Source organism: Sphingosinicella soli (genome assembly GCF_014199685.1).
GTDB lineage: Bacteria > Pseudomonadota > Alphaproteobacteria > Sphingomonadales > Sphingomonadaceae > Sphingosinicella > Sphingosinicella soli.
Genome location: NZ_JACHNZ010000029.1, coordinates 1 through 25,108 on the forward strand (window position 1 = coordinate 1; position 25,108 = coordinate 25,108).

General features: G+C 64.4%; 26 protein-coding genes. 13 read left to right on the forward strand and 13 right to left on the reverse strand.

Going from position 1 to position 25,108, the window contains the following annotated elements:
• Positions 1-321 precede the first annotated feature (321 nt).
• Positions 322-1,020, reverse strand: a complete 699-nt coding sequence (locus GGQ98_RS12390) for a hypothetical protein (RefSeq protein ID WP_184069960.1) — start codon at positions 1,018-1,020, stop codon at positions 322-324.
• Positions 1,021-1,273: 253 nt separating this feature from the next.
• Between GGQ98_RS12390 and GGQ98_RS12395 the strand changes: the two genes are divergently transcribed.
• Positions 1,274-2,701 (forward strand): cytochrome P450, encoded by a 1,428-nt coding sequence (locus GGQ98_RS12395; protein ID WP_184069962.1) that lies wholly within the window; start codon positions 1,274-1,276, stop codon positions 2,699-2,701.
• On the opposite strand, the gene GGQ98_RS12400 is transcribed toward GGQ98_RS12395, so the two are convergent.
• Positions 2,682-3,155, reverse strand: coding sequence for an Lrp/AsnC family transcriptional regulator (locus GGQ98_RS12400; RefSeq protein ID WP_184069964.1), 474 nt, complete (start codon positions 3,153-3,155; stop codon positions 2,682-2,684). The genes GGQ98_RS12395 and GGQ98_RS12400 overlap by 20 nt on opposite strands.
• A 127-nt stretch (positions 3,156-3,282) precedes the next feature.
• On the opposite strand from GGQ98_RS12400, the gene GGQ98_RS12405 reads away from it, so the two are divergent.
• The gene (locus GGQ98_RS12405) at positions 3,283-3,588 is read left to right on the forward strand and encodes a hypothetical protein (protein WP_184069966.1); all 306 of its coding nucleotides are present in this window, start codon (positions 3,283-3,285) and stop codon (positions 3,586-3,588) included.
• Here the strand turns inward: GGQ98_RS12405 and GGQ98_RS12410 are convergent.
• Entirely contained in the window at positions 3,585-3,848 is a 264-nt protein-coding gene (locus GGQ98_RS12410; protein WP_184069968.1) for an Lrp/AsnC ligand binding domain-containing protein, read from the reverse strand. The two genes, GGQ98_RS12405 and GGQ98_RS12410, sit on opposite strands and share 4 nt — an antisense overlap.
• Complete coding sequence (locus GGQ98_RS12415) at positions 3,848-5,278, reverse strand: amino acid permease (protein WP_341534207.1); 1,431 nt, start codon at positions 5,276-5,278, stop codon at positions 3,848-3,850. The genes GGQ98_RS12410 and GGQ98_RS12415 overlap by 1 nt, the downstream gene beginning before the upstream one ends.
• A 249-nt stretch (positions 5,279-5,527) precedes the next feature.
• On the opposite strand from GGQ98_RS12415, the gene GGQ98_RS12420 reads away from it, so the two are divergent.
• Positions 5,528-5,866: a UrcA family protein gene (locus GGQ98_RS12420; protein ID WP_184069971.1), complete on the forward strand. Its 339-nt coding sequence runs from the start codon at positions 5,528-5,530 to the stop codon at positions 5,864-5,866.
• A 54-nt stretch (positions 5,867-5,920) separates the two neighbouring features.
• Here the strand turns inward: GGQ98_RS12420 and GGQ98_RS12425 are convergent, their stop codons facing one another.
• Together GGQ98_RS12425 and ctrA are read right to left on the reverse strand one after the other, a co-directional pair.
• A complete protein-coding gene (locus tag GGQ98_RS12425; RefSeq protein WP_184069973.1) occupies positions 5,921-8,410 on the reverse strand; it encodes a TonB-dependent receptor domain-containing protein in 2,490 nt (829 codons plus the stop codon).
• 136 nt (positions 8,411-8,546) lie between these two features.
• A complete protein-coding gene (gene ctrA, locus GGQ98_RS12430; RefSeq protein ID WP_184069975.1) occupies positions 8,547-9,260 on the reverse strand; it encodes a response regulator transcription factor CtrA in 714 nt (237 codons plus the stop codon).
• A 299-nt stretch (positions 9,261-9,559) separates the two neighbouring features.
• Between ctrA and GGQ98_RS12435 the strand changes: the two genes are divergently transcribed.
• Entirely contained in the window at positions 9,560-9,901 is a 342-nt protein-coding gene (locus GGQ98_RS12435) for a hypothetical protein (protein WP_184069977.1), read from the forward strand.
• Between the two features lie 15 nt (positions 9,902-9,916).
• Here the strand turns inward: GGQ98_RS12435 and GGQ98_RS12440 are convergent, their stop codons facing one another.
• Positions 9,917-12,148 carry a TonB-dependent receptor gene (locus tag GGQ98_RS12440; RefSeq protein ID WP_184069980.1) on the reverse strand — a complete coding sequence of 744 codons (2,232 nt, stop codon included), beginning with the start codon at positions 12,146-12,148 and terminating at the stop codon, positions 9,917-9,919.
• Positions 12,149-12,461: 313 nt separating this feature from the next.
• Here GGQ98_RS12440 and GGQ98_RS12445 point away from each other — a divergent pair, with 313 nt between their 5' ends.
• The 3 genes from GGQ98_RS12445 to GGQ98_RS12455 all read left to right on the forward strand — a co-directional run bounded on the left by GGQ98_RS12445 (position 12,462) and on the right by GGQ98_RS12455 (position 14,927).
• Positions 12,462-12,881, forward strand: coding sequence for a rubrerythrin family protein (locus tag GGQ98_RS12445; protein WP_184069981.1), 420 nt, complete (start codon positions 12,462-12,464; stop codon positions 12,879-12,881).
• 100 nt (positions 12,882-12,981) lie between these two features.
• The gene (locus tag GGQ98_RS12450) at positions 12,982-14,319 is read left to right on the forward strand and encodes a (Fe-S)-binding protein (protein ID WP_184069983.1); all 1,338 of its coding nucleotides are present in this window, start codon (positions 12,982-12,984) and stop codon (positions 14,317-14,319) included.
• 14 nt (positions 14,320-14,333) lie between these two features.
• Positions 14,334-14,927 (forward strand): DUF3501 family protein, encoded by a 594-nt coding sequence (locus GGQ98_RS12455; protein WP_184069985.1) that lies wholly within the window; start codon positions 14,334-14,336, stop codon positions 14,925-14,927.
• A 122-nt stretch (positions 14,928-15,049) separates the two neighbouring features.
• On the opposite strand, the gene GGQ98_RS12460 is transcribed toward GGQ98_RS12455, so the two are convergent.
• The 3 genes from GGQ98_RS12460 to GGQ98_RS12470 all read right to left on the reverse strand — a co-directional run bounded on the left by GGQ98_RS12460 (position 15,050) and on the right by GGQ98_RS12470 (position 16,813).
• Complete coding sequence (locus tag GGQ98_RS12460; RefSeq protein ID WP_184069987.1) at positions 15,050-15,238, reverse strand: PLD nuclease N-terminal domain-containing protein; 189 nt, start codon at positions 15,236-15,238, stop codon at positions 15,050-15,052.
• 12 nt (positions 15,239-15,250) lie between these two features.
• On the reverse strand, positions 15,251-15,454 hold the full coding sequence (locus GGQ98_RS12465; protein WP_184069989.1) for a hypothetical protein: 204 nt from the start codon (positions 15,452-15,454) through the stop codon (positions 15,251-15,253).
• A 63-nt stretch (positions 15,455-15,517) separates the two neighbouring features.
• On the reverse strand, positions 15,518-16,813 hold the full coding sequence (locus GGQ98_RS12470) for a Xaa-Pro dipeptidase (protein WP_184069992.1): 1,296 nt from the start codon (positions 16,811-16,813) through the stop codon (positions 15,518-15,520).
• A gap of 64 nt (positions 16,814-16,877) precedes the next feature.
• On the opposite strand from GGQ98_RS12470, the gene GGQ98_RS12475 reads away from it, so the two are divergent.
• The 3 genes from GGQ98_RS12475 to GGQ98_RS12485 are packed head-to-tail and all read left to right on the forward strand — an operon-like array spanning position 16,878 to position 20,901.
• Positions 16,878-18,014: an MFS transporter gene (locus GGQ98_RS12475; protein ID WP_184069994.1), complete on the forward strand. Its 1,137-nt coding sequence runs from the start codon at positions 16,878-16,880 to the stop codon at positions 18,012-18,014.
• Positions 18,015-18,074: 60 nt separating this feature from the next.
• Positions 18,075-19,262: an aromatic ring-hydroxylating oxygenase subunit alpha gene (locus GGQ98_RS12480; RefSeq protein WP_184069996.1), complete on the forward strand. Its 1,188-nt coding sequence runs from the start codon at positions 18,075-18,077 to the stop codon at positions 19,260-19,262.
• A 28-nt stretch (positions 19,263-19,290) separates the two neighbouring features.
• Positions 19,291-20,901 (forward strand): phytoene desaturase family protein, encoded by a 1,611-nt coding sequence (locus GGQ98_RS12485; RefSeq protein WP_184069998.1) that lies wholly within the window; start codon positions 19,291-19,293, stop codon positions 20,899-20,901.
• A 151-nt stretch (positions 20,902-21,052) separates the two neighbouring features.
• On the opposite strand, the gene mtgA is transcribed toward GGQ98_RS12485, so the two are convergent.
• The 3 genes from mtgA to GGQ98_RS12500 all read right to left on the reverse strand — a co-directional run bounded on the left by mtgA (position 21,053) and on the right by GGQ98_RS12500 (position 23,725).
• Positions 21,053-21,757: a monofunctional biosynthetic peptidoglycan transglycosylase gene (gene mtgA / locus GGQ98_RS12490; RefSeq protein WP_184070000.1), complete on the reverse strand. Its 705-nt coding sequence runs from the start codon at positions 21,755-21,757 to the stop codon at positions 21,053-21,055.
• A 61-nt stretch (positions 21,758-21,818) separates the two neighbouring features.
• The gene (gene rpoH / locus GGQ98_RS12495; protein ID WP_184070001.1) at positions 21,819-22,727 is read right to left on the reverse strand and encodes an RNA polymerase sigma factor RpoH; all 909 of its coding nucleotides are present in this window, start codon (positions 22,725-22,727) and stop codon (positions 21,819-21,821) included.
• 47 nt (positions 22,728-22,774) lie between these two features.
• The gene (locus GGQ98_RS12500) at positions 22,775-23,725 is read right to left on the reverse strand and encodes an RluA family pseudouridine synthase (protein ID WP_184070004.1); all 951 of its coding nucleotides are present in this window, start codon (positions 23,723-23,725) and stop codon (positions 22,775-22,777) included.
• 17 nt (positions 23,726-23,742) lie between these two features.
• Between GGQ98_RS12500 and GGQ98_RS12505 the strand changes: the two genes are divergently transcribed.
• From GGQ98_RS12505 to GGQ98_RS12515, 3 genes are all read left to right on the forward strand, one after another.
• Positions 23,743-24,171 carry a M67 family metallopeptidase gene (locus GGQ98_RS12505; protein WP_184070006.1) on the forward strand — a complete coding sequence of 143 codons (429 nt, stop codon included), beginning with the start codon at positions 23,743-23,745 and terminating at the stop codon, positions 24,169-24,171.
• Entirely contained in the window at positions 24,158-24,394 is a 237-nt protein-coding gene (locus GGQ98_RS12510; protein WP_424141359.1) for a cold-shock protein, read from the forward strand. Before GGQ98_RS12505 ends, GGQ98_RS12510 begins: the two co-directional genes overlap by 14 nt.
• A gap of 66 nt (positions 24,395-24,460) precedes the next feature.
• Entirely contained in the window at positions 24,461-25,096 is a 636-nt protein-coding gene (locus tag GGQ98_RS12515; protein WP_184070010.1) for a histidine phosphotransferase family protein, read from the forward strand.
• The last annotated feature ends 12 nt before the right edge of the window (positions 25,097-25,108 follow it).

Below are 25,108 nucleotides of genomic sequence, written 5' to 3' on the forward strand. Positions count from 1 at the left end.
CTGCTCTTCCGTAAACCTCAGTCGCTTCATCGTCCGTCCTTCCATCAGGGCCGGACTCTAATCACGCGTGGAGGAAAATCAGGGGGTCACGTCACGGGATGAACGGCGAAGCAGAGGATTTCTTCTTGGTCATTTAAAAAAGGCTCTTTGCTAACAGTGCCAGATTTCGTCACTCAGCTCGGGTCGGATTGCTAGTTGGGGTTTTCTTTTAGAGATTTTTCAATTTGACTATACAATCTATAGGGTTCCGAAAGCGGAATGCTGACTTCGCTTGCTTACTACAACTTGCTACAAGCTTCCCATGTGAGGCGTCCACACCCATTACCACCCCCGCCTCCCATTCCGCCCCCCACTCAATTTCCGCTCCTCCCGCTCGCGCTCCAGCTGCTCCACATAAACCGCCCGCCCATATTCGGTCGCCGACGTGTGCCCGTATTTGTCCGGACGCGTGGCGCGCAGCAGGAACATCAGCAGGCGGTCGTTGTAACGGCGCCGGGTGCCGACCTTGTTGCCTTCGCGGTCGAACACGTCCTCCTCGGTGCCGCAGAGCGCGCGCTCCATCGCCACGCGTTCCAGGTCGAGCGCCGAATATTTCAGCGCCGCGTCCCATGCGGCGCGGAAACTTTCGGATCGTTCGCGCAGCTTGTATGCGCCCGAGGAGGCCTTGCCTGCGGCGCGCGCCGCCGTTTCCACGCACGCGGTTTCGCGCAGCGCGTCGATGAAGGCGATCTGACGCGCCGTTGTCCAGCCGTCGTGGCGCAGCGGGCGGCCCGCCGCGTCGCGTTCGAAAATGCCCTGCGTGGAGGCTGTGCCCGGCAGCATGGCGAGCGCGGGTGGGGGAGGGGCCTGGTTCGTCGGCAGCCCCGCCGCTTCCATCATCGCCAGAAGCTGTTCCTCGCCGCCCGCACTGTCGGCGAGGACATGCCAAAGCGATGCCGTCGCCTTTTCAAGGTCGAAAGGCTCGTTCGGGGCGAACGTTTCGCCATAGATCAGGTTGAAGTCGGTGTCTTCGTCGCTCATTTCAAATGAATAACCAAAAAGGTTATCAATAGGAAAGTGATTTGTTCATTTGGGTTCGCCAAGTGGCGTGCGCCTCCCACTTACCTCAGTGTAAATTAGGTTGCGCGGCGGTCCATTTTGCGTATCATCACTCCGCAGTTTGAACGCGGGAGGGAGAGTCGCGCGTTCGGGTGCCGTTGTGCGGGCAGGGCGTGAAGAGAGCGTCCGGCGCACGATGCATACGCCCTCGAATGGCCTTGGGAGCAGGAACATCATGAACGCGCCGGTTCATCCGCAGGAATTTCGCACCGACGACGGCTCCACCCCGGCGCAGCGTTTCGCGCGGCTGCGCGATACGGGCTATGCCGATCTTGCGCATCTGCCGGGGGAGCTGCCGGGCTCGCGGCTGCGCGGGGTTCTGCGCACGCTGCGGTTCCTCAGGGATCCGCTCACCATGGTGCGCGATCAGGTGGATCGCTACGGGCGCGTTTATCGCACGCCCAACATCGGCGGCGGCTGGCAGGCGACGCTGATCGGGCCGGAGGCGAACGAGCTGGTTTTCATGGATCGCGACAAGACCTTCTCGTCGGAGCAGGGCTGGAACCCGATCCTCGACCGCGTGTTTCCGCGCGGCCTGATGCTCATGGATTTCGAGGAGCACCGCCTTCACCGCAAGACGCTGTCGGTCGCCTTCAAGCCCGCGCCGATGCAGAATTATCTCGGCGCGCTGCAGGAAGGCATCGCCGCGCGCGTCGCCAAGTGGCCGCAGGACGTGAAGTTCTATCCGGCGATCAAGCAGCTCACGCTCGATCTTGCCGCCACCTCGTTCCTCGGCATCCCCTGGGGGCCGGAGGCGGACCGGATCAACCGCAGCTTCGTCGATATGGTCGCCGCGTCGATCGGCATCGTGCGAAAGCCCCTGCCGTTCACCGCGATGGCGCGCGGGGTTAAGGGGCGGGCGTTCATGTGCGCGTTTTTCGGGCGCGAGATCCCCAAGCGGCGCGGCGCGGCGGGGGACGACATCTTCACGCAGATCTGCAATGCGGAGCACGAGGACGAGGCGAGCGGGCAGACGCGCCTGCTCACCGATCAGGAAATCATCGATCACATGAATTTCCTGATGATGGCGGCGCACGACACGCTCACCTCCTCGCTCACCTCCACCGTCTATTATCTGGGCACCTCGCCGGAGTGGCAGGGCGCGCTGCGCGCCGAAGTGCAGGGCGCGCGCGCCGAGTTCGGGGACCGGATTCCTTATGGAGAGCTGGACCGTTTCGAAAAATGCGAGTGGGCCTTCAAGGAGGCGATGCGGCTGAACGCGCCCGTGCCCGGCCTGCCGCGCCGCGCGCTCAAGGATTTCGTGTTTGGAAACTATACGATCCCTGCGGGTACGCATGTCGGGATCAACCCGATGATGACCCACCGTCTCCCCGAACTCTGGCCGGATCCGGATCGGTTCGATCCGTCTCGGTTTTCTCCTGCAAATTCAAAGGGTAGGCACAAATACGCCTGGGTGCCCTTCGGCGGCGGCGGCCACATGTGTCTTGGCCTCCACTTCGCTTACATGCAGGCGAAGGCCTTCCTGTTCGAACTGCTCGATCAGCGCCGCATCGTGCTGCGCGAAGACTACGAGGCCGATTTCGCCATGTTCCCCATGCCCAAACCCCGCGACGGTCTTCCCCTCAGGCTGGAGCGGCTCTGACAGGCAGCGCCGTGGTGCTCTTGATCTCCGAGAGCGCCATCGAGGATGTGATCTCCTGCACGCCGGGAAGCCGCGAGAGCTTCTCAAAGAACAGCTTCTCGTAAGCCTCGATGTCCGTCGTCACGATCCGCAGCAGGAAGTCCGTCGTGCCCATCAGCACGTAGCATTCCTGGATTTCCTCGATGTCCCGCACCGTCGCTTCGAACTCCGCCATGTGCGCCCGTCCGTGCGCCGACAGCTTCACGTTGGCGAAGACCTGCGCGCCGAGCCCCACTTTGCGCCTGTCGAGCAGCGCGACGCGCTTGCGGATGATGCCGGCCTCCTCCATCGCCGCGATGCGCCGCCAGCACGGCGACTGTGACAGCCCCACGCGCTCCGCGACGTCCGCGGTGGAGAGGCTGCAATCTTCCTGCAGCACGCGAAGGATTTTTCGGTCGAAATCGTCAAGGCGCATAAATTTCGCTTTGCAAAATTGGATTTGATGATTTTTATGCACACAATCGGGTTTCGCTCAATCGCTTTGCATCCCTTTTTCTTTATGCCCGTGCGAAAAGTGCGGCGTAAATTTGAAAAGGAATGTCATGTCCACCGCTCTCGCTGCCGCCGCGCCCGCCGTTTCGGGTCCGCACCTCGCCTTTGTCAGCCGGAGCGCGCATTTCGAGATTATTGCGAACGTGGACCCGCATATCAGTTTGAGAATGCTCAACTATTTCGCACAGCGCGACATCGTGCCCTCGGTCTTCCGCGCGCGCCGCATCCGCGAGAAGCTGGAGATCCGCGTCGTCGTTCCAGGCCTGGCCGAGCATGACGCCTCGGTCATCGCCGAAAAGATGCGCGGCCAGTTCGCCGTCGCGGCCGTGACACTGGAAATGGTCGTCGGGGGCTAGCTTACGAAGTCGCCGATGTCCTCGCCGTAGACGCGGTACGACATCATCGTCACGGTCTCCTTCAGGCCGGGCACGGCGTGCAGCTTCTCCTGCACGAAGTCCTCGATCTCCGGCAGGTCGCTGAAACCCACCTTGATAAGCAGGTCGTACTCGCCCGTCACCGAATAGACCTCGGAAACCTCCTCCATCTCCGCGATGCGGTTGCCCACGCTCGCGGCGTGGCCGAGGTCGCATTTGGCGAGGACGAACAGGCGGTACATCAGGCTTCCTTCCGGCTGGCGGCGGCGATCAGGCTCTTGCGCATGCCATAAGCGAGATAGACCGCGACGCCAATCAGGTTCCAGACCAGAAACCTCAGCTGCGTCTTTTCGGGCAGGCTGATGAACAGGTACAGACACCCGCCGATGGCGATGAGCGCGATCGGCAAGTGGAAGGGCACACGGAACTGCCGCTCCGCGTCCGGCGCGCGGCGACGCAGCACGATCAGGCTGACGCCGATGGCGATGAACGCCGCGAGCGTGCCCGTGTTGGCAAGCTCTGCGATCTCGCCGAGCGGCAGCAGGCCGGAAATGATGCTGACGACAACAGCCGTCACCATCGTCATCAGCACCGGCGTGCCCGTGCGCGCGTTCACGTGCGACAGGCGTTCCGGCAAAAGCCCGTCGCGGGCGATCGCGAAGAAGATGCGGCTCTGGCCGTACATGAAGGCGAGGAGCACGGTCGGCATCGCGACGATGGCGCCTGCGCCGATCAGCTGCGCCGCGCCCGGCCAGTTCAGCGAACGAAGAACATGCGCAAGCGGCTCGCCGCTTGCCGCGAACTCGGCGACCGGCATGGCTCCGATCGCCGCAGCGGCGACAGCCATGTACACCGCCGTGCAGATCACCATGGAGCCGATGATGCCGATGGTGAGGTCACGTCCCGGATTCTTCGCCTCTTCGGCGGCCGTTGAAACCGCGTCGAAGCCGTAGAAAGCGAAAAAGATCAGCGCCGCTCCCGCCGCCACGCCGACCGTATTGCCGCCGACCTCAACAGAGCCCCAGCCATAGGGCGCGAAGGGCTCGAGGTTGGCTGTGTCGAACGCGGGCAGCGCAAGCACGATGAAGAGCGCCAGCGCGGACATCTTCAGCACGACGAGCAGCGTGTTGACGAACGCGCTTTCGCGCGTCCCGAGCGCAAGCAGGCCTGCCAAGGCCATGGTGATCACCACAGCCGGCACGTTGATGATGCCGCCTGCGTGTGGTCCCGCTGCGAACGCGTGGGGGATCGTCACGCCCCAGCTGTTGAGGAACCCGACGGCATAACCCGACCAGCCCACCGCGACCGCGGCGCAGACCACGGTATATTCGAGCACGAGGCTCCACCCGACGATCCATGCGACCGGCTCGTTCAGGGCGACGTAGGAATAACTGTAGGCGCTTCCCGCAGCGGGCATCATCGTTGCGAGTTCTGCATAGGCGAGCGCGGCGCAGGCGCAGACGATCCCCGCGATCGCGAACGAAACGATGACGGCCGGGCCTGCCTTGCCGGCACCGATGCCGATCAGCGTGTAGATGCCGGTGCCGACGATGGCGCCGACGCCAAGCGCCACCAGGTGCGGCCAGGTGAGCGTTCGCCGGAGCGCGCGATTCCCGGAATAGTTGCGCCAGTCTCCAAGACCCTTGCGACGTCCGAAAATGCTTCCTGCCACGCGCTTTGACCTCCTTATCGTGCCGATTCGAACACATTGGCACGAGCCGGCCACGGGGGAAAGCACGCGGCCCTTCGCGTGCTTCAGAAAGCATGAACGGGATGCAGCGCGCTTTTGACGCTGCTTTGACCCGCCTCTCACGCGGCGGTCACGCTTGCGGGCGATAAGAGCCCATCGCGAGGCGGGCATCTTCCCCCAGCCCTTCCCCCCGGTGTCCCCTCGCGACCCCGCAGCACAGGAGTGTCTTCAATGGAGTACGTCAGAGGCGCAGCCTTCGCGGCGGCGGTGGCGGCAACGATCGGTCTCGTCAGTGCATCGTCGCATGCCGAGCCGGTATCGGTGGTCGTCAATTTTGCCGATCTCGATCTCGCCACCCTCGCGGGCGAGACCGCGCTGCGCAAGCGCGTGTCGGGTGCGGTTTTCACGGCTTGCGGCAAGCGGCCGAGCGCCGAGGCCGCGATGGAGCTGGTTCGCCGCGCGTGCATCCGCAACACGGCGGTCACGGCGGAGGCGCACGTCGATGCGGTGATTTCCGGCTCGCGCAGCCTTGCCCATGCCGATCCCATGCTTCCCGGCACCGCCCATTAGTGTGCCGGGCAAGGGAGGGGACGGCCCGAAGACCCCTCGGGCCGTCCCTTTTTTCTAGAAGCCGACGCGGGCCGTCACGCCGTAGAAGCGTGGCTGGGCCGGATAGGCTGCGATCGTGCCCGGCTGCTCGGGCACGGCGAACGTGGCGATATGGTAGTATTTGTCGAACAGGTTCTCCACGAACAGTTCAAGCCGCCATTTGGCGTCCGCCGATGCCACGCCGATGCGCGCATTGACGACGGCAAAACCTTCGTTGTCGGCGATGCCGCGGCTCTGCGAACTCGTCACCTGCTCGCTCTGGAACCGGAAGTCCGCGTGAACGAGCGCGTTCAGCGTATCGCTGAGCGGAGGCGTCCAGGTCGCGGCGCCCGTGATCGTGTGGCGCGGGATCTGCGACATCTGCTTGCCGGCCTCGAACTCGAGCGGCGTACCTGCAAGGTTGCTACTGTCCTTGATCTTCGCGTCGACGAGACTGTAGCCGAGCTGGAAGATCAGATCGCGTGCCGGGCGGATGGTGCTTTCCGCTTCCACGCCCTTGGAAACCGTCTCGTCCACGTTCATCGTCACGAAGCTGTTTCCCGAAAACACCAGCTGCTGGTAGTTCGAGAAATCCTGATAGAACGCAGCGATGTTCAATGTGAACGCGCGGCCCCACTGCGATTTGAAGCCGATTTCCCATGAATCGACTTTTTCGCTTTCGAATTCCAGATCCTCGATCTGTCCGCCGTCGCCGCCGAGGATGACGGAGTCGAAGCCGCCGCGATCGAGGTTGTAGCCGCCCGATTTGTAACCGCGATCGTAGCCGCCGTAGAGCATGAAGTCCGGTGTGACCGAATAGGCAAGTTTGGCGGTTCCGGTGAACTCATTTTCACTGCGATTGCCGCTGTAAAGGCCATTGAATTCAGGGTTCGTTGTCGGGTTGCAGGTCAGCAGAATGGCGTCGGGCGCTATTGCGGCGAGTGCGTTTGTCAGGATCGATGTCGATGGATCGAGATAGAAGTCGCATGTCGGCGAGACCGCGTTGAGGTTCGCGCCGATCGTCTTCTTCTCGTGGTTCCAGCGCAGGCCGAGCGTCGCTTTCAGATTGTCGGTGATCTCGAAGACGTTGTGCGTGAACAGGGCGAGGGCTTCCGTTTTTACGCGGTAGCGATCGTTGATCTGCCCGTCGCCCTCGCTGCCGCCCGGCAGCGGAGAGTTCAGCAACGCGAACAGTGCCGGATCGTCTGCGGCAGCAGCCGCAAGCGCCGGGTTCAGGGCCATCAGCACCTGCCCAAATTCCGGTACGGCGGGTCCGAACGTGTCAAAAAGCTCGAAGCCGCTCGGCGCGAACAACGCATCGCTGTAGAAATTGGCCTGCGTGCCGAAACGCACGCGGTCTGTCAGGGTCAGTTTTTCGTTGAGATAGAAACCGCCCACCAGCCAGTCGAGGCGATCATCAAGGGCGGAGCCCTGCAGCCGCACTTCCTGCGTGAAGTCACGCAGGCCCGGCTTGTAGCCTTCGCGGTAGGCACGGTCGAAACCGGAAAAATCGATATCCTGGTTTCTCAGCACATCCCAGTCACGCCATGCCGTTATCGACGTGAACGTCACGGTTTCGAAGGCGTACGTGATCTCGGCCGATACGCCCCATTCCTTGACGGATTCGTCGTAACTGCGCCCCGGTGTCACCGCCATGCGGCGATCCGAGGGTTTGCCCGTGTAAATGCCGGTGACGCCCGCCAAAGCGGCGCCCATCTGGATCGCGGGGGCTGTCGGGCCTTGAACCACGTTCACCGCGCCGCAGCACTGCTCGTTCGTCTTCGAATAGTCGGCAATGAAGCGGATGGTCAGGTCGTCTTTCTCGACCAGGGCCTGCGCGCGCAGGGTGTGGCGGTCCAGATCGTTGAACCTCTGGTCGGAATTCACATCGCGGATATATCCGTCGCGCGTCCTGTAGATGCCGTCGAGGCGCAGCGCCACGGTGTCGGTCACGGCGCCGGTGATGCCGCCCTTCAGCGATATGGCATTGTAGTTGCCGTAGCTCGCTTCGGCATAGCCGCCCAGATCGAACGAAGGGCCCTCCGTGATGATGCTGAGCGCGCCGGCCGATGTGTTGCGTCCGAAGAGCGTTCCCTGCGGGCCGCGCAGAACTTCCACGCGGTCGATCGGCGCAAGCTCGGCGAGCGCCAGACCGGCGCGGGCACGATAAACGCCGTCGATGAAGACGCCGACCGCCGGCTCGAAGCCGGGGTTGTCGCCTGCAGTGCCGATGCCGCGAATGGAAAGCGAGGTGCCGGTCGAAGCGGACTGCCCCGTGAAGACCTCGAGGCTGGAGCTCAATTGCTCGAAGCCGCGGATGTCGGTGACGCCCGCATTGGTGATGAGATCGCCGCTGATCGCGGTCACGGCGATCGGCACGTCCTGCACGGTCTGCGCACGGCGCGTTGCGGTAATCACGATTTCATTGGCGCTGAGGTCGTCCTCAAAGCCGGTCTGTCCGTCCTGAGCGAAAGCAGGAGCGGCTAGGGCGATGCATGCGGCACCCAGAAAGAGCGAACTCTTCACTCGTAATCTCCCGGCGAAGTCCAAACATTGTCTCGTTTGGTTAATCACACCGAAAGGTTAAGGCTTCCTCACTCGCCGTAACGAAAAAGAGCGGCCCGAACGAGGCCGCTCTTTCAAACCGACAAGGGTTGCGCGCTCAGGCGGCGGCAACCTCGGTGATCGATGCTGATTGGGTTTCGGGATCGCGCAATACATAGCCGCGGCCCCAGACCGTCTCGATGTAGTTCTCGCCGCCGCACGCTGCCGAGAGTTTTTTGCGCAGCTTGCAGATGAACACGTCGATGATCTTGAGTTCGGGTTCGTCCATGCCACCGTACAGGTGGTTCAGGAACATTTCCTTGGTGAGCGTGGTGCCCTTGCGAAGGCTGAGCAGTTCCAGCATCGCGTATTCCTTGCCCGTCAGATGGACGCGGGCACCATCGACCTCGACGGTCTTGGTGTCGAGATTGACGCCGAGTTTCCCGGTCTTGATCACGGACTGCGAATGGCCCTTCGAACGGCGGACGACGGCATGGATGCGCGCCACCAGTTCTTCCTTGTGGAAGGGCTTCGTCACATAGTCGTCGGCGCCGAAGCCGAGGCCGCGCACCTTCGATTCCATTTCATTCTGTCCGGACAGGATCAGGATCGGCGTGCCCACCTTGGCGAGCCGCAGTTTCTTCAGCACGTCATAGCCGTGCATGTCGGGCAGGTTGAGATCGAGAAGGATGATATCGTAATCATACAGCTTGCCCAGATCGAGGCCTTCTTCGCCAAGATCGGTCGTGTAGACGTTGAAGCCTTCGCTCGAAAGCATCAGGTCGATGCTCTTCGCCGTGCTCGCGTCGTCTTCGATCAGCAGAACCCGCATTGAATAGCCCTCTTCATGTCCCCGCCGACGTCCGGCCAACCCCGGCCCCGCCGCGTACAAACCGTTAACCATGCCCGTTATGAGTTACAAAGGTTAACGCCGCGTAAAAGTTAACGTGGCCGTTCTTTGAATTGTTGCTGTGGCACTTGAGTCACGGTTTGTTTCATTTTGAATCAGTTGCAGAATTTCGTCGGCAAGCTGAAGTTAACCATCGGCTGGCAAGCTGGGGTCATGTTGTACAACCCCCTCTTCGTTTCCGGTGGCCTGCGGGCCCTCATTCATGTCCGGCGGCACATGCCATGAAGACTCCCTATGATCGAGACAGTCTGCTGAGACGCAACGAACTGGAGGATATCCGCCAGGCGCTTGTCGCGGCCGAGACGCAACTCACGTCCTTCGCCAATGCGATCATGGATGCGGATGCGGCGCTCCGCCGGTCGCGGGAGGCGCGCGACGCCGGACCTGTGTTCGATGTAGGTCCGGACGCCGCGACCCGGCGCTTCGAAATCATTCGGCTGACGCGCGAGCTTGCCCGGTTGGAAGATGAGATCGAGCGGTTGCGGGCGGCGCTGCTTGTGAAGTTCGAAGCCCTGCGTCCTATCGAGTTGGCAAGCGAAGATTATCGCACGCACCGTTCGTAATCGTCACTCACTGCGTCAGAACGCGGCTTTCAGCGTTGCGAACACCTGGCGCGGCGCACCGATCATCAGCGTCTGCGAGTCTCCGCTGTTGCTGAAGCCGTTGGTGCCGACCGTCGATACGTACGTCTTGTCGAGAAGGTTGACTGCGCTGACCTGCAGTTCGTAGCCTTCCGCGATGCGCCAGCCGATGCTGGCGTCGACGATCGCGCGGCCGCCGACCGAAGCGTCGTTCTCGTAGCTGTAGTAACGCTTCGACATGTAGTTCACGCCGATGCGTCCGAAGAACAACTCGCCGTCGTAGCTGAGTTCGCCCTTCGCGAGGTGCTTGGGAGAGTCGATCGTGGTCTTGCCGTCGGTCTCGGCGATCAGCGTGCCTTCCGCGTTCACGACATCGTCCTGATAGGTCGAGTCGTTGTAGCTGTACGAGGCGAAGAGCTTGAAGCCTGCGCCGAGTTTCACCTCGCCTGCCGCCTCAAGTCCGTAGGAGCGGACCGAGCCGACGTTCTGGAGGACGGCCGGGTTGCCGATGATGCCGGCGCCGGTCGAGAAGCCGAGCAGGCGGTTGCGGAAGTTTACGTAGTAGCCGCCGAGGACGCCGTTGAAGCTGCCGCCGCGGAAGCGGATGCCGGCTTCGTAAGTGTCTGATTCTTCAGGCTTAAGATTGCCCTTGATGGCGTCGAAACCGGCCTGCGTGGTGCCGAAGGGGCCGCCCGTGGACGAGGCCGTGAACGCGCGCGCGACCTGTGTGAAGCCGCCGAACATCTCGAGGTTGTCATTGATTTCATAGGCGAAACCGGCGTGCGGCTGGAACCAGTCCTCGGCCTTGATCTTGCCCTGCGCAAAAGTACTCACGACGATCGGCGTGGCTTCGTTCGTGACCTTGAAGCCCTTCCAGCCGAGCGTGATCGTCGCCGCGCCGAGCATGATGCGGTCTTCGACATGATATTGCAGCGTCTCGGTGTCGAAGTCGGATTCCCACTGCGTGAAGAACGGATCGGTCTGGAACTTCAGCGAATTCCGCGACGGGCTGAGGCGATCGGTGAGGCCGTAGAAGCGGCGCGCCTGCTGGAAATCGTTCTTCTCGTACCAGCCGCCGACGGTGATCTCGTTGAACCCGATCGCGCCGGTGATCCTGCCGAACAGCCCCTTGCGGTCGATGTCGTATTCGGTGGTGCGGATTGAAAGCGGCGCGCCGCCGGGCGTCTGTACATAGGGCGTGTACCAGATGCCCTGGCCTTCGTTGTTGTGCCAATAGCCCTTGAGCGCCACGGTCACCGCCTCGCCGACGGGCGCCTCGACGCCGATCGCGGCCACGTAATCCTTCCGCAGACCGGCGGCGTTGAAATAGGCGTCGTCGATCGTCGCGAAGGGGGCGGGAAGATCCGTACCCGCCCAATAGGCGTCGGCGGCCTGCACGGCGAGGCGGTAGTCGCCCGAGATATTGTCCCAATCGGAGCCGAGCCGGTCGATCATCTCCTTCGACATGTCCTGATAGTCGTTCTCGCGGCGGTCGGAGACGCTGAGCGTCGCGGTGACGCGCGCATCGCCGAGCGCCGCGACGCCCTTGGCGTTCAGCATGTGATGGCGCTGCTTGCCCACGCCCTTCCACTTGTCCATGCCGAGATAACCGTAGGAGATGTAGGCGCCCGTGCCCTCCGCGCCGCCGATCTCGCCGCTTTCGAGGCGGACGAAGGCGCGGATCGTGTTCTCGGTGCCGTAGCTTCCCGAAGCGTCGAGCCCGAATTCCTGCGCGGGCGCGCGCGTGAAGAACTCGACCGTGCCGCCGAGGTTGTTGGTCGCCTGCGTGCCGAGCCCACCCGAGCCCTGCGAGACGCGGGTGAGGCCGATGTTCTCGGGGCTGACCGCGCGGTTGACGTGCAGGCCGTTGACGTTGCCGTAGCTGTGATCGCCGAGCGGAATGCCGTCGAGCGTGAAGCCGAGCTGGTTCTGGTTGAAGCCGCGGATCGAAAGACGCTGCGACCATTCGTAGGCGCCGAAGGCGTCCGCCGACTGGAAGTTCACCGAGGGCAGCTTCTCGATCGACTTCAGCGGGCTGGTGCCGGGCGCCAGCAGCGCGATGTCGGCCGAATCGAGTTCCTGCACCTGCCGCGTCTGGCCGGTGCCGAACACGACGATCTCGTCGTCGAGGGCCACGGAACCGGCGTCCTCGCCGGTTTGGGCGAAGGCGGCGGCGGAAAGCGCGAAAAGGCTGCCGGCGGCCAGGAATACAGTGCAGGTTGAGCGCATAAAACCCCCATAAGGTGCGGTTGATCGCAGTTGGCGGCGGGAGGCCTAGGCGCGGCGTGTGACGGTGCCGTGCAACTGATATGAAGCTTTTCCGCCGTAAAAATTGCGGATCGGAGGTGTTGCCGAACTGCTGCAAATGATTTTCATTACCTTGATAAGTGACGACGCTTTTATCGAGTGTGTCGATCAGCCTGACGCAGAAAATGTGTTGGCCCTCGCCGCGCGTGCCGGTTAGCGTCGATGATGAGGCCAGACCCCGCGTTGAGATCGGTCGGCTTCAGTGTTCCGCACACGCTTGGGAAGGAGAGACATCATGGGGCTCATGGGCACGAAGACCGAAGACAATCTGAAGGCCGCTTTCGCGGGTGAAAGCCAGGCGAACCGCCGCTATCTTTATTTCGCGCAGAAGGCCGACGTCGAAGGCTACAACGATGTCGCCGCTGTTTTCCGTTCGACGGCGGAGGGTGAAACGGGCCACGCGCACGGACACCTGGAGTATCTCGAAGAGGTCGGCGACCCGGCGACGGGTCTTGCGATCGGCACGACTTCCGACAATCTGAAGTCGGCGATCGCGGGCGAGACGCACGAATACACCGATATGTACCCCGGCATGGCGCGCACCGCGCGCGACGAGGGTTTCGACGAGATTTCCGACTGGTTCGAAACGCTGGCGAAGGCCGAGAAAAGCCACGCCGGAAAATTCCAGAAGACGCTCGACACGCTGGACGCCTGACTGAAACCTGCCGTGGGAGGCGAGGGGCGGGCCCAAGGAAACGGGGCCGCTCCTTCCGCCGCCTCCGCGCGGCAGCGGCAACAGCCACGGGAGGCCGCAGATGCGTGAGGGCAGTCTGGAGGCGCCGACGCGCCATCCGATCGACTGGGAAAATCCCGACTTTTACGACGAGGCGAAGCTCGAAGCCGAGCTGACGCGCGTGTTCGATATTTGTCACGGTTGCCGCCGCTGCTTCAACCTGTGCGACAGCTTTCCGATCCTGTTCGACCTGATCGATGAATCGCCGACCGGCGAGATCGACGGGCTCGATCCCCACAAGGATTACAAGCCGGTCGTGGACGCCTGCACGCTCTGCGACATGTGCTTCATGACGAAATGCCCCTATGTGCCGCCGCACGAATGGGCGCTCGACGTGCCGCACCTGATGCTGCGCGCCCGCGCCGTGGAGCATCGTAAGGGCGAAACGCGCCTTGCCGATGCGGAACTGGCCAAAACCGATCGCAATGGCAAGCTCGCAACCTTCGTGTCACCGCTCGCCAACTGGGCGACGGACGCTGACAACGCCCTGACGCGTACGCTGATGGAAAAGACCGTCGGCATCGACCGCGAAGCCTGGCTGCCGCCCTTTGCCGACACGCCGCTCGACCGCCGCGATGATCTCGACCGGATCGCCGCCGATGCGGCTGCGCCCGCCGCGGGGCGCAAGGCGGCGCTCTATGCGACCTGCTTTGCGAACTGGAACATGCCGGGGCCGGGTGAGGCGGCGGTGAAGGTGCTGAAAGCGAACGGCGTCGAGACGCGCATCGTCTATCCGGGCTGCTGCGGGATGCCCAAGCTGGAGAACGGCGACCTTGCCGCCGTTGCGGAGCAGGCGCGCAGCGTTGCGGCCGCGTTCGCGCCGCTGATCGACGAGGGCTTCGACATCGTCGCCGTGACGCCGTCGTGCGCTTTGATGCTGAAGTTCGAATGGCCGCTGATCTTGCCGGATGATCCGCTGGTGAAGGCGCTGGCCGGGGCGACGTTCGACATCACCGAATACGTGGTCGACATCGCGAAGAAAGAGGGCCTCGCGCCCGGGATGCAGCCGCTCGGCGGCGACATCGCGATCCATCTGCCGTGCCACAGCCGCGCGCAGAACATGGGGCAGAAGGGCGCCGAGATGCTGCGGCTGATCCCCGAAGCCAAAGTGGGCGTCGTCGAGCGCTGCTCGGGCCACGGCGGCAAGTGGGGGATGTTCAAGGCGAACTTCGCCACCGCGCTCAAGATCGGCAAGCCTGCGGGCCGCGCCATGCTGAAAACGAACGCGGCCTTCATGGTTTCGGAATGCCCGCTCGCCGGGCCGCACCTCAAGCAGGTGATGGAGCGCGAGGGCGGGGAGGGCGTTCCGCAGCAGGTGCCGCATCCGATCGAACTCATCGCCAAAGCCTACGGCCTCTAGGATCGAGAAACCCAATGTCCCGCGAATCCCGTGCCATCGAACCCGCCGACATCATGGACATGCGCGCCTACGGCGAGCAGCGCAAAGCGCTGCGGCTGGGGCAGGTTGCAGCGAAGAAAAAACGCCGTCTCTCGGTCGGGCCGCACGTGACCGTATCGTTCGAGTCGTATGACAGCATGTGGCTGCAAGTGCATGAAATGCTGTATATCGAGCGCGGCGGCGACGCGCAGGTTGCGGACGAGCTGGCCGCCTATAATCCGATGATCCCGAATGGCCACGCGCTGACCGCGACGCTGATGTTCGAAATCGACGACCCCAAGCTGCGTGCCTCGATTCTGGGGCGGCTCGGCGGGGTGGAGGATCGCATCTACCTGCACCTCGGCGAGACGCGCATCGCCGCCGTGCCCGAAGGCGACGTGGAACGCAGCCGCGAGGACGGCAAGGCCTCGTCAGTGCATTTCCTGCACTTCCCGTTCACGCAGGAACAGATCGCCGAATGGCGGAGCGGGCGGGGCACGGTGATCTTCGGGATCGATCATCCGAACTACGGCCACATGGCGATCATCGGCCCGGAGATGCGCGATGAGCTGGGCCGGGATTTCGGTTGAGGTCACCCTTTTCACCCCGCCCCTTCAGGGGAGGGGTCGGGGGTGGGGCCTATCCCCACGCTCGGCGCAGGGCGGAAGCGCCCCACCCCAAACCCCTGAAGGGGCGGGGCTTTCGGCGTTCTCTAAAGCGCCGTCGCCCGGTTCCCGCGTGGCCCCGCGAGGAACCACACGATGAGGCCGATCAGCGGGAACACGATGATGCCGATCGTCCAGGCGATCTTCACGCCGGTCGTCGCGCCGCTGTTCCAGACGCTGAGCAGCGCCCAGATATCGAGCGCGAGAATGACGAGGCCGATGAGTCCATATTCCATGAGTCTCTCCCGTTACGCGCTTTTGCCTTTGGCCGCCGCACGCCGCGCGGCTTCAAGCTCTTCGGCTTCGGCGCCGTCCACGGCCTCCGCAGCCTCGCGGGCCTTGGCGCCGACCTTGCCCGACTTCGCGAATTCGTGCTGCGCGTCCTGAAATTTGCGCGCGCCTTCGTAGCTGCCTTCGCCTTCCAGCTTCAGGTTCGATTTCCGGTCTTCCATGAACGCCTCCTCATGATCCCCGCGTGACTGATGAACGCGGCGGAACCCGGAAGGTTGCGCGGATCAGCGGATCAGCTTGCCGCCCTTCATGACGTGGTCGATGCGTTCCAGCGCGCTGATGTCCGCGAGCGGATCGGCGGCGACGGCGACGAGATCGGCGTAGCGGCCGGGTGCGATCACGCCGACGTCCGCCGATTTGCCCATCAGCGCCGCCGCGCTCGTCGTTGCGGACTGGATCGCCTGCATCGGGGTCATGCCGTGGCGGACCATGTATTTGAACTGCCGGGCGTTGAGGCCGTGCGGAAACACGCCCGCGTCGGTGCCGTAGGCGATCTTCACGCCCGCCGCGACCGCCTTGCGGAAGCCGATGCGCTGCGCGTCCGTCGTCTCGTCGTTCTTGCGCATGATCTCGGCGGGCCAGTTTTCCGCCGTGCCCATCTCCGTGATGAAGTCGCCGTTGTAGACATCCATCACCAGCCACGCGCCCATCTTCTTGGCGAGCTGGATGGCGTCGTCGTCGATCAGCGAGGCGTGCTCGATGGAACGGACGCCGCCGCTGAGCGCGATCTTGATGCCTTCCGCGCCGTGCGCGTGGGCGGTGGCGTAGCTGCCGTAGCGTGCGGCCTCGTCGACGGCGGCGCGCACCTCGGCCTCGGTCATTTCCGGCGCGCCGGGTTCCGTACCGGCCGCGAGGACCGCGCCCGTGGCGATCAGTTTCAGGAAGTCTGCGCCGCGCTGGAACAGCATGCGCGACTTCGCCTTCATCTCGTCGGGGCCCGACGCGACGCCGACGCGCATGATGGCGGGAATCTCGACATCGGGCGCCATGCCCGTCACCTCGCCGCCGCCGCCCGGAACGGTGAGATAAGCGCCCGCCACCGTCATGCGCGGACCTTCGACATAGCCCGCTTCGATCGCATCGCGCAGCGAGACGTCGCCGAACGCGCGGAAGGTGCCGACGTCGCGCACGCTGGTGAAGCCCGCGTTCAGCGTGTCGCGCGCGTTCTTCGCGCCGACCAGCGCAATGTCGGCGGCAGAGTGCAGCAGCGGCTCGGCGGCGTTGTTCGTCTGGCCCCAATCGGAGAGGTGCGTGTGCATGTCGATGAGGCCGGGCAGCACGGTGAAGCCGGACCAATCCAGCACCTTCGCGCCTTCGGGCGGCGGCGCGTAGGGCGTGACCGCCGCGACGCGGCCGTTTTCGATGCGGATCAGGCGGTCGGCCAGCACCTTGCCGCTTTCGGTGTCGATCAGGCGCCCGGCGCGGACGTAAGAGGTTTCGGCAGACACTTCCGCCAGGAGCGGCGGCGCGAGCAGCCCTGCGGCAAACAGCGCGAAAAATAGCCGTTGCAGAATCGTCATCCATACCTCCCTGTCCGCGCGTATCCTGCTGGACTATTGTACACGTGTCAAATAGGAATTGCGTATGATTATCGCGGGCATCATCGGCAGCTTCTCGCTCGCGCTCATCGCGATCGGGGTGATGACGACGCTCGTGCCCATGCACGGCGTCGGGATCGGCTTTTCGCCACTCGACATCGGCTGGATCGCGGGCCTCTATTACCTCGGGTTCCTCGTGGGGCCGTGGATTGCGCCGCCGCTGGTGCAGCGGCTGGGCAGCGGGCGCGCGTTCGCGGTCGCGGCGCTGCTGGCGCTCGGCGGTATCATCGTGCTGCCGCTGTTTCCCGATGCCGCAGCGTGGGCGGGCATCCGCTTCGTGTCGGGCACGGGCTTTGCCGTGCTCTATATCCTCGCCGAAGCCGGGCTGAACGCCGAGGTGAGCAATGCCGGGCGCGGGCGGATGCTTTCGATCTACATGATCGTGAGCAAGGCGGCGTTGATGCTCGGCCAGCTCGTCGTCGGCACGCTCGGCGTGGAGGGCTGGGCGCCGTTCGTGGCGGCATCGGGCGTCGTCGCGCTCGCGGCGGTCCTGCGGATGCAAATCCCGACCGGCAAGGTGCTGATGTCCGCCGGACGGCTCCGCCCGCTGCGCGTGCTGCGCGCCGCGCCGGTCGCGATGACGGGCTGCGCGATCTACGGGCTCGGCGAAGCCTCGCTCTATGCGCTCGGGCCCCTGTACGCACAGTCGAACGGCATGGGCGTGGCCGAGGTTTCGATGTTCATGACCGCCACCCTGCTCGGCGCGGCGGTGGCACAGTGGCCGCTCGGCTGGCTTTCGGACCGGATGGACCGGCGGCGGGCGATTCTGCTCGGTGTTGTCTGCACGATGATCGCGGTCTGCGCGCTCGGCCTTACCGCGCGCCCCGGATTCGCCGTGGCGCTTGCGGGCGGCTTCGTGCTCGGGGGCAGCCTGCTGCCGCTCTACGGCCTGCTCGTGGCGCTTGGCAACGACAGCGCCACCAACGAAGAGCGCGTGGAAATGGGGAGCGGGCTCGTCTTCGCCTATGCGGTCGGCGCCATCGTGGGCCCGCCCGCCGCCGCCGTGCTGATGGAGCTGACGCCGCGCGGCCTGCCGCTCTGGCTCGCGGCGCTTTCGGCGGTGCAGATCGTGATCCTGCTTGTGGCGATGCGCCGCCCGGCGCCGCTCACGCAGCCGCTCTGAAAGGGGCTTGCCAAGACCGATCCGCTGTTTTACACTTGTCTAATAGAATGTGGAGGCGGGATGGCGACGAAGGCTGCACCAACGATCGAGGCGGACCCCGATGCGGGCTGGAGCCTGCCGGCGTGGACCTATTCCGATGCGGAGTTCTTCGAGGTCGAGATGCGGCGCGTCATGCGCCCGTCGTGGCAGGTCGTGTGTCATCTGAGCGACGTGCCTGCCGTGGGCGACTACCATACGCTCGAATATCTCGGCGAAAGCGTCATCGTCGTGCGCGGCCAGGACAGCGCCGTGCGCGCTTTCACCAACGTCTGCCGCCATCGCGGCTCGCGCCTCGTCGACGGGCCTTCGGGCTGCGCGGTCGCGAAGAAGCTGACCTGCCCGTATCACGCCTGGTCGTTCGATCTGGAGGGGCGGCTGGTCGGCGTGCCGATGAAGCACACCTATCCGGGGCTCGACCAGTCGAAGCACGGCCTCGTGCCCGTCGATCTGGAACTGTGGCGCGGGTTCATTTTCGTGCGGCTGGAAAACGACGGCGGCCCTTCGGTCGCGGAGATGATCGCGCCCTACGACCCGGAAATCGAACCTTACCGCTTCGAGGATCTGGAGGCGTTCGGCCGCGTCACGCTGCGCCCGCGCGCCGTCAACTGGAAGAACGTGGGCGACAATTATTCCGACGGGCTGCACATCCCGGTCGCGCACCCCGGCCTCACCCGGCTGATGGGGAACGGCTACGGCGTCGAGGCGCAGGAGAACGTGGACAAGATGTGGGGCCCGATCCGGGAGCGCCTGTCCAACAATCCGTCCGAGCAGGCCTATCAGAAATATCTGCCGCACGTGCCGTACCTGCCCGAAGACCGGCAGAAGCTGTGGACCTATTTCAAGCTGTGGCCGAACGTGGCCTTCGACATCTACCCCGATCAGGTCGATTTCATGCAGTGGCTGCCGGTTTCGCCCACCGAAACGCTGATCCGCGAGATCAGCTATGCGGTGCCCGATGATCGCCGCGAGATGAAGGCGGCGCGCTATCTGAACTGGCGCATCAACCGGCAGGTGAACGCCGAGGACACGGTGCTGATCGGCCGCGTGCAGGACGGCATGGCGTCGGAGAGTTTCACGGTCGGGCCGCTTGCGGACACCGAAGTCGCACTCCGCAATTTCTGCCGCAAGATCCGCGGCCTGATCCCGGAAGCGCGGCAGCACCGTCCGCCGCAGCCGGGCTGGAGCCGGCGGCCGCACACCGCGCACTGACAAAACGAAGATCAAAGGGGTTGCTTCAATGACCAAACGCTATGACGCCGTCATCATCGGCGGCGGCCACAACGGCCTCGTGTGCGCCTTCTATCTCGCGCAGGCGGGCCTGAAGGTGCGCATTCTCGAACGCCGCGACGTGATCGGCGGCGCTGCCGTGACGGAAGACTTCCACCCCGGCTTCCGCAATTCGGTGGCGAGCTACACGGTCAGCCTGCTCAATCCCAAGGTGATCGCCGACATGCGGCTCGCCGACCACGGCTACCGGGTGATCGAGCGGCCCTATTCGAACTTCCTGCCGCAGGACGACGGCCGCTACCTGTTGCTGGGCGGCGGGCTGGAGAAGACGCAGGCCGAGTTCCGCAAGTTTTCGAACCACGATGCCGATGTGCTGCCGCAATATTACGATGCGCTCGAAACCGTGGCGGACGTGCTGCGCGACCTGTCGCTGAAGGCGCCGCCCAACATCGGCGACGGTGTGAAGACGCTGGTCGATGCCGCGCGGCAGGGGCGGCGGCTTGCGGGTCTGCCGCTCGAAAAGCAGCGCGACGTGCTCGACCTGTTCGTGAAGTCCGCGCGGACGTTCCTTGACGGCTGGTTCGAAAGCGAGGCGGTGAAGGCCGCGTTCGGCTTCGATGCGGTCGTCGGCAACTATGCCTCGCCCGACACGCCGGGATCGGCCTACGTGCTGCTCCACCACGTGTTCGGCGAAGTGAACGGCAAGAAGGGCGCGTGGGGTCACTGTGTCGGCGGCATGGGCAAGATCACCGAGATCATGGCGAAGGTGTGCGGCGATCTCGGCGTCGAGATCAGCCTCGAAAGCCCGGTCGAAAAGGTGCTGGTGGACGGCGGCAGGGCGGTGGGCGTGCGCCTCGTCGGCGGCGAGGAGATCGCGGCGGACCGCGTGATCGCCAACGTCGGCCCGAAACTGCTCTACGACCGCATGATCGACGCGTCCGACCTTCCGGCCGATTTCCTGCGCCGCATCCGCGCCTTCAAGGCCGGGTCGGGCACGTTCCGCATGAACGTGGCGCTATCGGAACTGCCGCGCTTTTCGAGCCTGCCCGAGCCGGGCGAGCACCTGCAGAGCGGCATCATCATCGCGCCGACGCTCGATTACATGGACCGCGCCTTCCTCGACGCCAAGCAGTTCGGCATGTCGAAGCGCCCCATCGTGGAAATGCTGATCCCCTCGATCGTCGACGACAGTCTCGCACCCCCGAGTCAGCATGTTGCGAGCCTGTTCTGCCAGCAGTTTGCGCCTGAGCTTCCGGACGGAAGACGTTGGGACGACGAGCGGGAAACTGCGGCGGACGTCATCTTCGACACGGTCGAGCACTACGCGCCGGGCTTCAAGGCATCGGTGATCGCACGGCAAATCCACTCGCCGCTCGATCTCGAACGCAAGTTCGGCCTTGTCGGCGGCGACATCATGCACGGCCACATGTCGCTCGATCAGCTGTGGTCGGCGCGGCCGATGCTGGGGCACGGCGCCTACAGGGGGCCGCTCAAGGGCCTCTACATGTGCGGCGCGGGCACGCATCCGGGCGGCGGCGTCACCGGGGCGCCGGGCCACAATGCGGCGCGCGAAATCCTTGCGGACAACAGCTTCCTCGGCAGGCTGATGCGGCGGGCGTAAAGCCGACTCTCGAAAGCCCCTCCACTTCAGGGGAGGGGTTTGGGGTGGGGCGTTTCCGCCCGCGCTGCGTCTGATGGAGAGGCCCCACCCCCGGCCCCTCCCCTGAAGTGGAGGGGGGAATTCGGGCGATCGATTCGACGTCAGGGCAGGTTCAAAGCCCCAGACAGGCATCGAGTCCTTCGTTGTCCACCACGCGCGTCCACCGCGCGATGCGCGTGGCATAGCGGGCGGTGTAGCCGCGCGGGTTGCGGGCGTCGCGCTTGATGGGGGAGGGCAGCACGGCGACGAGGCGCGCCGCCTCGGTGCGTGTCAGCGATTTCGCGCTCTTGTCGAAATAATGCTGCGCCGCCGCTTCGGCGCCGTAAACGCCGATGCCGAATTCGGCCACGTTCAGATAGACTTCCATGATCCGCTTCTTGTCCCACATGAACTCGATGAGGACGGTGAAGTAAGCCTCCAGCCCCTTCCTCAGCCACGAGCGGCCGGGCCAGAGGAAGGCGTTCTTGGCGACCTGCTGGCTGACGGTGGAGCCGCCGCGCAGTTTGCGCCCGTCGGCGTTCGCTTCCATCGCCTTGCTGATCGCTTCGGTATCGAACCCGAAGTGCGTGCAGAATTTCGCATCCTCGCCCGCGATCACCGCGCGCGGCAGATCGGGATCGATGCCGGCAAGCGATGTCCAGTCGCGCTTCACGGCCTTGCCGGCGATGAAATCCTTGGCCATCGGCACTGTGAAGGGCACAGGCACGAAGCGGTAGAGCAGCACCCAGAGGATGGTGAAGACGAACACGAAAAGCAGCGGCCGGATGATGAACCGGACCACCCACGATGCCTTGCCCCGTTTCCCCCGTGTAGCCACGGATCACGTCTAGCGCGGCGAGCGTTTGTGCTGCAACGGTTCAATATGCGAACCGCCCGGATCAGGCGTCTTCGAGCAGGTGGCGTTCGCTTGCGAGCTGGCGGATCGCCTTCTGCAGCTTTTCGAACGCCCGCACCTCGATCTGGCGCACACGCTCCCGGCTGATGTCGTATTCCTGGCTCAGCTCTTCGAGCGTTTTGGGCTCCTCGGCGAGGCGGCGCTCGGTCAGGATATGCCGCTCCCGCTCGTTCAGCACGGCCATCGCCTCGGCGAGCAGCGCAGCGCGAAGGCTGGTTTCCTCGCGCTCGGCGACGATCTCGTCCTGGATGGGGCCGTCGTCTGTCAGCCAATCCTGCCACTGGCCCTCGCCGTCGGCGTCGGCGCGCAGCGGCGCATTCAGGCTGGCGTCACCGCCCATCGACATGCGGCGGTTCATCGAGATGACCTCGTCCGCCGTGACGTTCAGATCATGCGCGATCTTCTCGACGACTTCGGGCCGCAGGTCGCCTTCCTCCAGCGCGCCGATCTGGCTCTTCATGCGGCGCAGGTTGAAGAACAGCTTCTTCTGCGCCGCCGTGGTGCCGATCTTCACCAGGCTCCACGAGCGCAGGATGAATTCCTGGATGGAGGCGCGAATCCACCACATGGCGTAGGTCGCGAGGCGGAAGCCCTTGTCGGGCTCGAACTTCTTCACGCCCTGCATCAGGCCGATGTTGCCCTCCGCGATCAGCTCGCTGACCGGCAGGCCATAGCCCCGGTAGCCCATCGCGATCTTGGAAACGAGGCGAAGGTGGCTCGTCACCAGCCGGTGCGCCGCATCGGTATCCTGATGTTCGCGCCAGCGCTTCGCCAGCATGAACTCTTCCTCGGGCGCGAGCAGCGGAAACTTTCGGATTTCCGACAGATAGCGGTTCAGCGAGGCTTCGCCGCCCAGGGCGGGAATGGTGGCGGGGAGTTTGGCTTGGGCCATGATAGCGACTTTCGGTGGAAAAGAAGGGTTTTGACGGCGCACGAATTTCAAACGGCAAGCGCCTCTATGAGTTCCTGAATATCAGACGGGACGGGGCTTTCGAAAGCGAGATTTTCTTGGGTGCGCGGATGCACAAATTGCAGCGAGCGGGCGTGGAGCGCCTGCCTGCCGAAACCGAGCGATTTGAGGATATCGCGGTGAGTTGCGCGTGCGCGCCCATAAAGAGGATCCCCCAGTAGCGCATGCCCGCTTGACGCAAGATGAACGCGCACCTGGTGCGTGCGCCCCGTTTCCAGCCTGCATTCGACGAGTGCGGCGTCTTTCAGGGGCGCGAGCGTGCGGTAGTGCGTGACCGCGTGCTTGCCCTTGCCGGGCGAGACGATATCCATTTTTTTACGATGCACCGGATGCCTGCCGATCGCGCCTTCTATTCGACCGGCGAGCGGCGAGGGTCGACCGGCGACGACGGCAAGGTAGCGCCGCCCGATGCTGTGCGCGGCGAACTGTTTGGCGAGGCCCTCGTGCGCAAGATCGGTCTTGGCGATGACGAGCAGCCCGGAGGTGTCCTTGTCGATACGGTGCACGATCCCCGGCCGCGCGACACCGCCGATCCCGGAAAGCCGGCCCGCGCAGTGATGGAGCAGGGCGTTGACGAGCGTGCCGTCCAGGTTGCCCGCGGCCGGATGCACGACGAGCCCGGCAGGCTTGTCGAGCACGATCAGGTCGTCGTCTTCATGCACGATGCTGAGCGGAATCGCCTGCGGCTCCGCGGTAGCGGGCGCGGCCTCGGGCACGGTGACGCACACCTGCTCGCCGCCCGCGACCTTCAGCGACGGGGTGGGGCGCTTCCCCGCAACGGTGACCGCGCCTTCGAGCATCAGCGCCTTCAGCCGCTCGCGCGACAGGCCGGGCAGGGCATCGGCGAGCGCACGGTCGAGCCGCTGCCCTGCCGCTGCGTCCGAAAGGACGATGCTAATGTTCGACTTGCCCCCGTTCATTGGATAGCGATGTCGGCATGACGGTTCGAATTGCAAGGCATGCGCTCGCGGAAATTCGCGCGGACTGCGCGGCGCGGGCGCCGGAGGAGGCCTGCGGGCTGCTGCTCGGGCAGGGCGGGCACATCGAACGCGGCGTAGCGGCGCCGAATGTCGCAGACGAACGGCTGCGGCACTTCGAGATCGATCCGGCCGCGCTCTTCGCGGCGCATCGCGGGGCACGCAGCGGCGGGCCGGCGATACTGGGCTGCTATCATTCCCACCCCGGCGCGCTTGCCCGTCCCTCGCGTCTCGATGCGCAGCGGGCGCTCGACGCGGGCTGGATATGGCTCATCCTCGGTCAGGACGGCGAAAAAGCCTACCGTGTCGTCGCAAACGGCTCCATACATGGGCGGTTCGAGGCGGTGGCGATCGAAGTCGTTGGAAAGGCAAGCGTTGGCACGCGGTGAAGTGAAATGGTTCAATCGCAAGAAAGGCTTCGGTTTCATCAGGCCGGATGTCGGCACGCGTGATGTATTCGTCCACGTTTCGGCCCTGCATCATACGAATATCGCGGCGCTTGCCGACGGCCAGCGCGTCGAATTCGAACTCACGCAACTTGCGGACGGCCGTACATCGGCCATGGGCGTGCGGATTATTGAAGGTTCTTCGGACGAATCCGTCGCAGTTTGAGCGCTTGCGCGGTTGTCCGCGAGCGATTAGGCGGGTTATGTGAGTCCAGAGGGAGCGGGTAAAAGGATGCAATCAGCCGACTTTGCGAGCCTGCTTTGCTCCCGGCTTTGTCATGATCTCGTCGGGCCCGTGGGGGCGCTCTACAACGGCGTCGAACTGCTCGTGGACGAGCACGACCCGGAAATGCGGGCGCGCTGCATGGAGCTGCTTTCCGACAGCGCGCGGCAGACCGCGAACAAGCTGAAATTCTTCCGCCTTGCCTTCGGCGCGGCCGGCGGCTTCGGCGATCAGGTCGATACGCGCGAGGCGCAGGCCGCGCTCGAAGGGCTGTTCGGTTCGGAACGCCGGGTCGCGGTGCAGTGGATGGTCGCCAATCCCGCGCTTCCCAAGGACGCGGTAAAGCTGCTGCTCAACCTCGCGATGATCGCCGGAGACGCGCTGCTGCGCGGCGGCGAGCTTCGCGTCGCGGCCGAGCAGACGGGCGCGGGGGTGGAACTCGCGGTGCGCGCGGAAGGCCCGCGCATGCTGCTCGATCCGGAGCTTCGCGCAGCGCTCGGCGGGGAAACCGATGTCGGCCAGCTGACGCCGCGCGCGGCCGCCGCCTATCTCGTGCATCTGCTCCTCGTGGAAACCGGCAGCAGCCTGCAGATTTCCGAGCCCGACGAAGGCGTTCTCGTTTTCGGAACGCGCCTCACCGTTTAGCGCGGCATTAAC

Coding starts and splice junctions, on each gene's coding strand:
- GGQ98_RS12390 (WP_184069960.1), bottom strand. CDS start 1,020: ATGAGCGACGAAGACACCGACTTCAACCTGATCTATGGCGAAACGTTC.
- GGQ98_RS12395 (WP_184069962.1), top strand. CDS start 1,274: ATGAACGCGCCGGTTCATCCGCAGGAATTTCGCACCGACGACGGCTCC.
- GGQ98_RS12400 (WP_184069964.1), bottom strand. CDS start 3,155: ATGCGCCTTGACGATTTCGACCGAAAAATCCTTCGCGTGCTGCAGGAA.
- GGQ98_RS12405 (WP_184069966.1), top strand. CDS start 3,283: ATGTCCACCGCTCTCGCTGCCGCCGCGCCCGCCGTTTCGGGTCCGCAC.
- GGQ98_RS12410 (WP_184069968.1), bottom strand. CDS start 3,848: ATGTACCGCCTGTTCGTCCTCGCCAAATGCGACCTCGGCCACGCCGCG.
- GGQ98_RS12420 (WP_184069971.1), top strand. CDS start 5,528: ATGGAGTACGTCAGAGGCGCAGCCTTCGCGGCGGCGGTGGCGGCAACG.
- ctrA (WP_184069975.1), bottom strand. CDS start 9,260: ATGCGGGTTCTGCTGATCGAAGACGACGCGAGCACGGCGAAGAGCATC.
- GGQ98_RS12435 (WP_184069977.1), top strand. CDS start 9,560: ATGAAGACTCCCTATGATCGAGACAGTCTGCTGAGACGCAACGAACTG.
- GGQ98_RS12440 (WP_184069980.1), bottom strand. CDS start 12,148: ATGCGCTCAACCTGCACTGTATTCCTGGCCGCCGGCAGCCTTTTCGCG.
- GGQ98_RS12445 (WP_184069981.1), top strand. CDS start 12,462: ATGGGGCTCATGGGCACGAAGACCGAAGACAATCTGAAGGCCGCTTTC.
- GGQ98_RS12450 (WP_184069983.1), top strand. CDS start 12,982: ATGCGTGAGGGCAGTCTGGAGGCGCCGACGCGCCATCCGATCGACTGG.
- GGQ98_RS12455 (WP_184069985.1), top strand. CDS start 14,334: ATGTCCCGCGAATCCCGTGCCATCGAACCCGCCGACATCATGGACATG.
- GGQ98_RS12460 (WP_184069987.1), bottom strand. CDS start 15,238: ATGGAATATGGACTCATCGGCCTCGTCATTCTCGCGCTCGATATCTGG.
- GGQ98_RS12465 (WP_184069989.1), bottom strand. CDS start 15,454: ATGGAAGACCGGAAATCGAACCTGAAGCTGGAAGGCGAAGGCAGCTAC.
- GGQ98_RS12470 (WP_184069992.1), bottom strand. CDS start 16,813: ATGACGATTCTGCAACGGCTATTTTTCGCGCTGTTTGCCGCAGGGCTG.
- GGQ98_RS12475 (WP_184069994.1), top strand. CDS start 16,878: ATGATTATCGCGGGCATCATCGGCAGCTTCTCGCTCGCGCTCATCGCG.
- GGQ98_RS12480 (WP_184069996.1), top strand. CDS start 18,075: ATGGCGACGAAGGCTGCACCAACGATCGAGGCGGACCCCGATGCGGGC.
- GGQ98_RS12485 (WP_184069998.1), top strand. CDS start 19,291: ATGACCAAACGCTATGACGCCGTCATCATCGGCGGCGGCCACAACGGC.
- rpoH (WP_184070001.1), bottom strand. CDS start 22,727: ATGGCCCAAGCCAAACTCCCCGCCACCATTCCCGCCCTGGGCGGCGAA.
- GGQ98_RS12500 (WP_184070004.1), bottom strand. CDS start 23,725: ATGAACGGGGGCAAGTCGAACATTAGCATCGTCCTTTCGGACGCAGCG.
- GGQ98_RS12505 (WP_184070006.1), top strand. CDS start 23,743: ATGACGGTTCGAATTGCAAGGCATGCGCTCGCGGAAATTCGCGCGGAC.
- GGQ98_RS12515 (WP_184070010.1), top strand. CDS start 24,461: ATGCAATCAGCCGACTTTGCGAGCCTGCTTTGCTCCCGGCTTTGTCAT.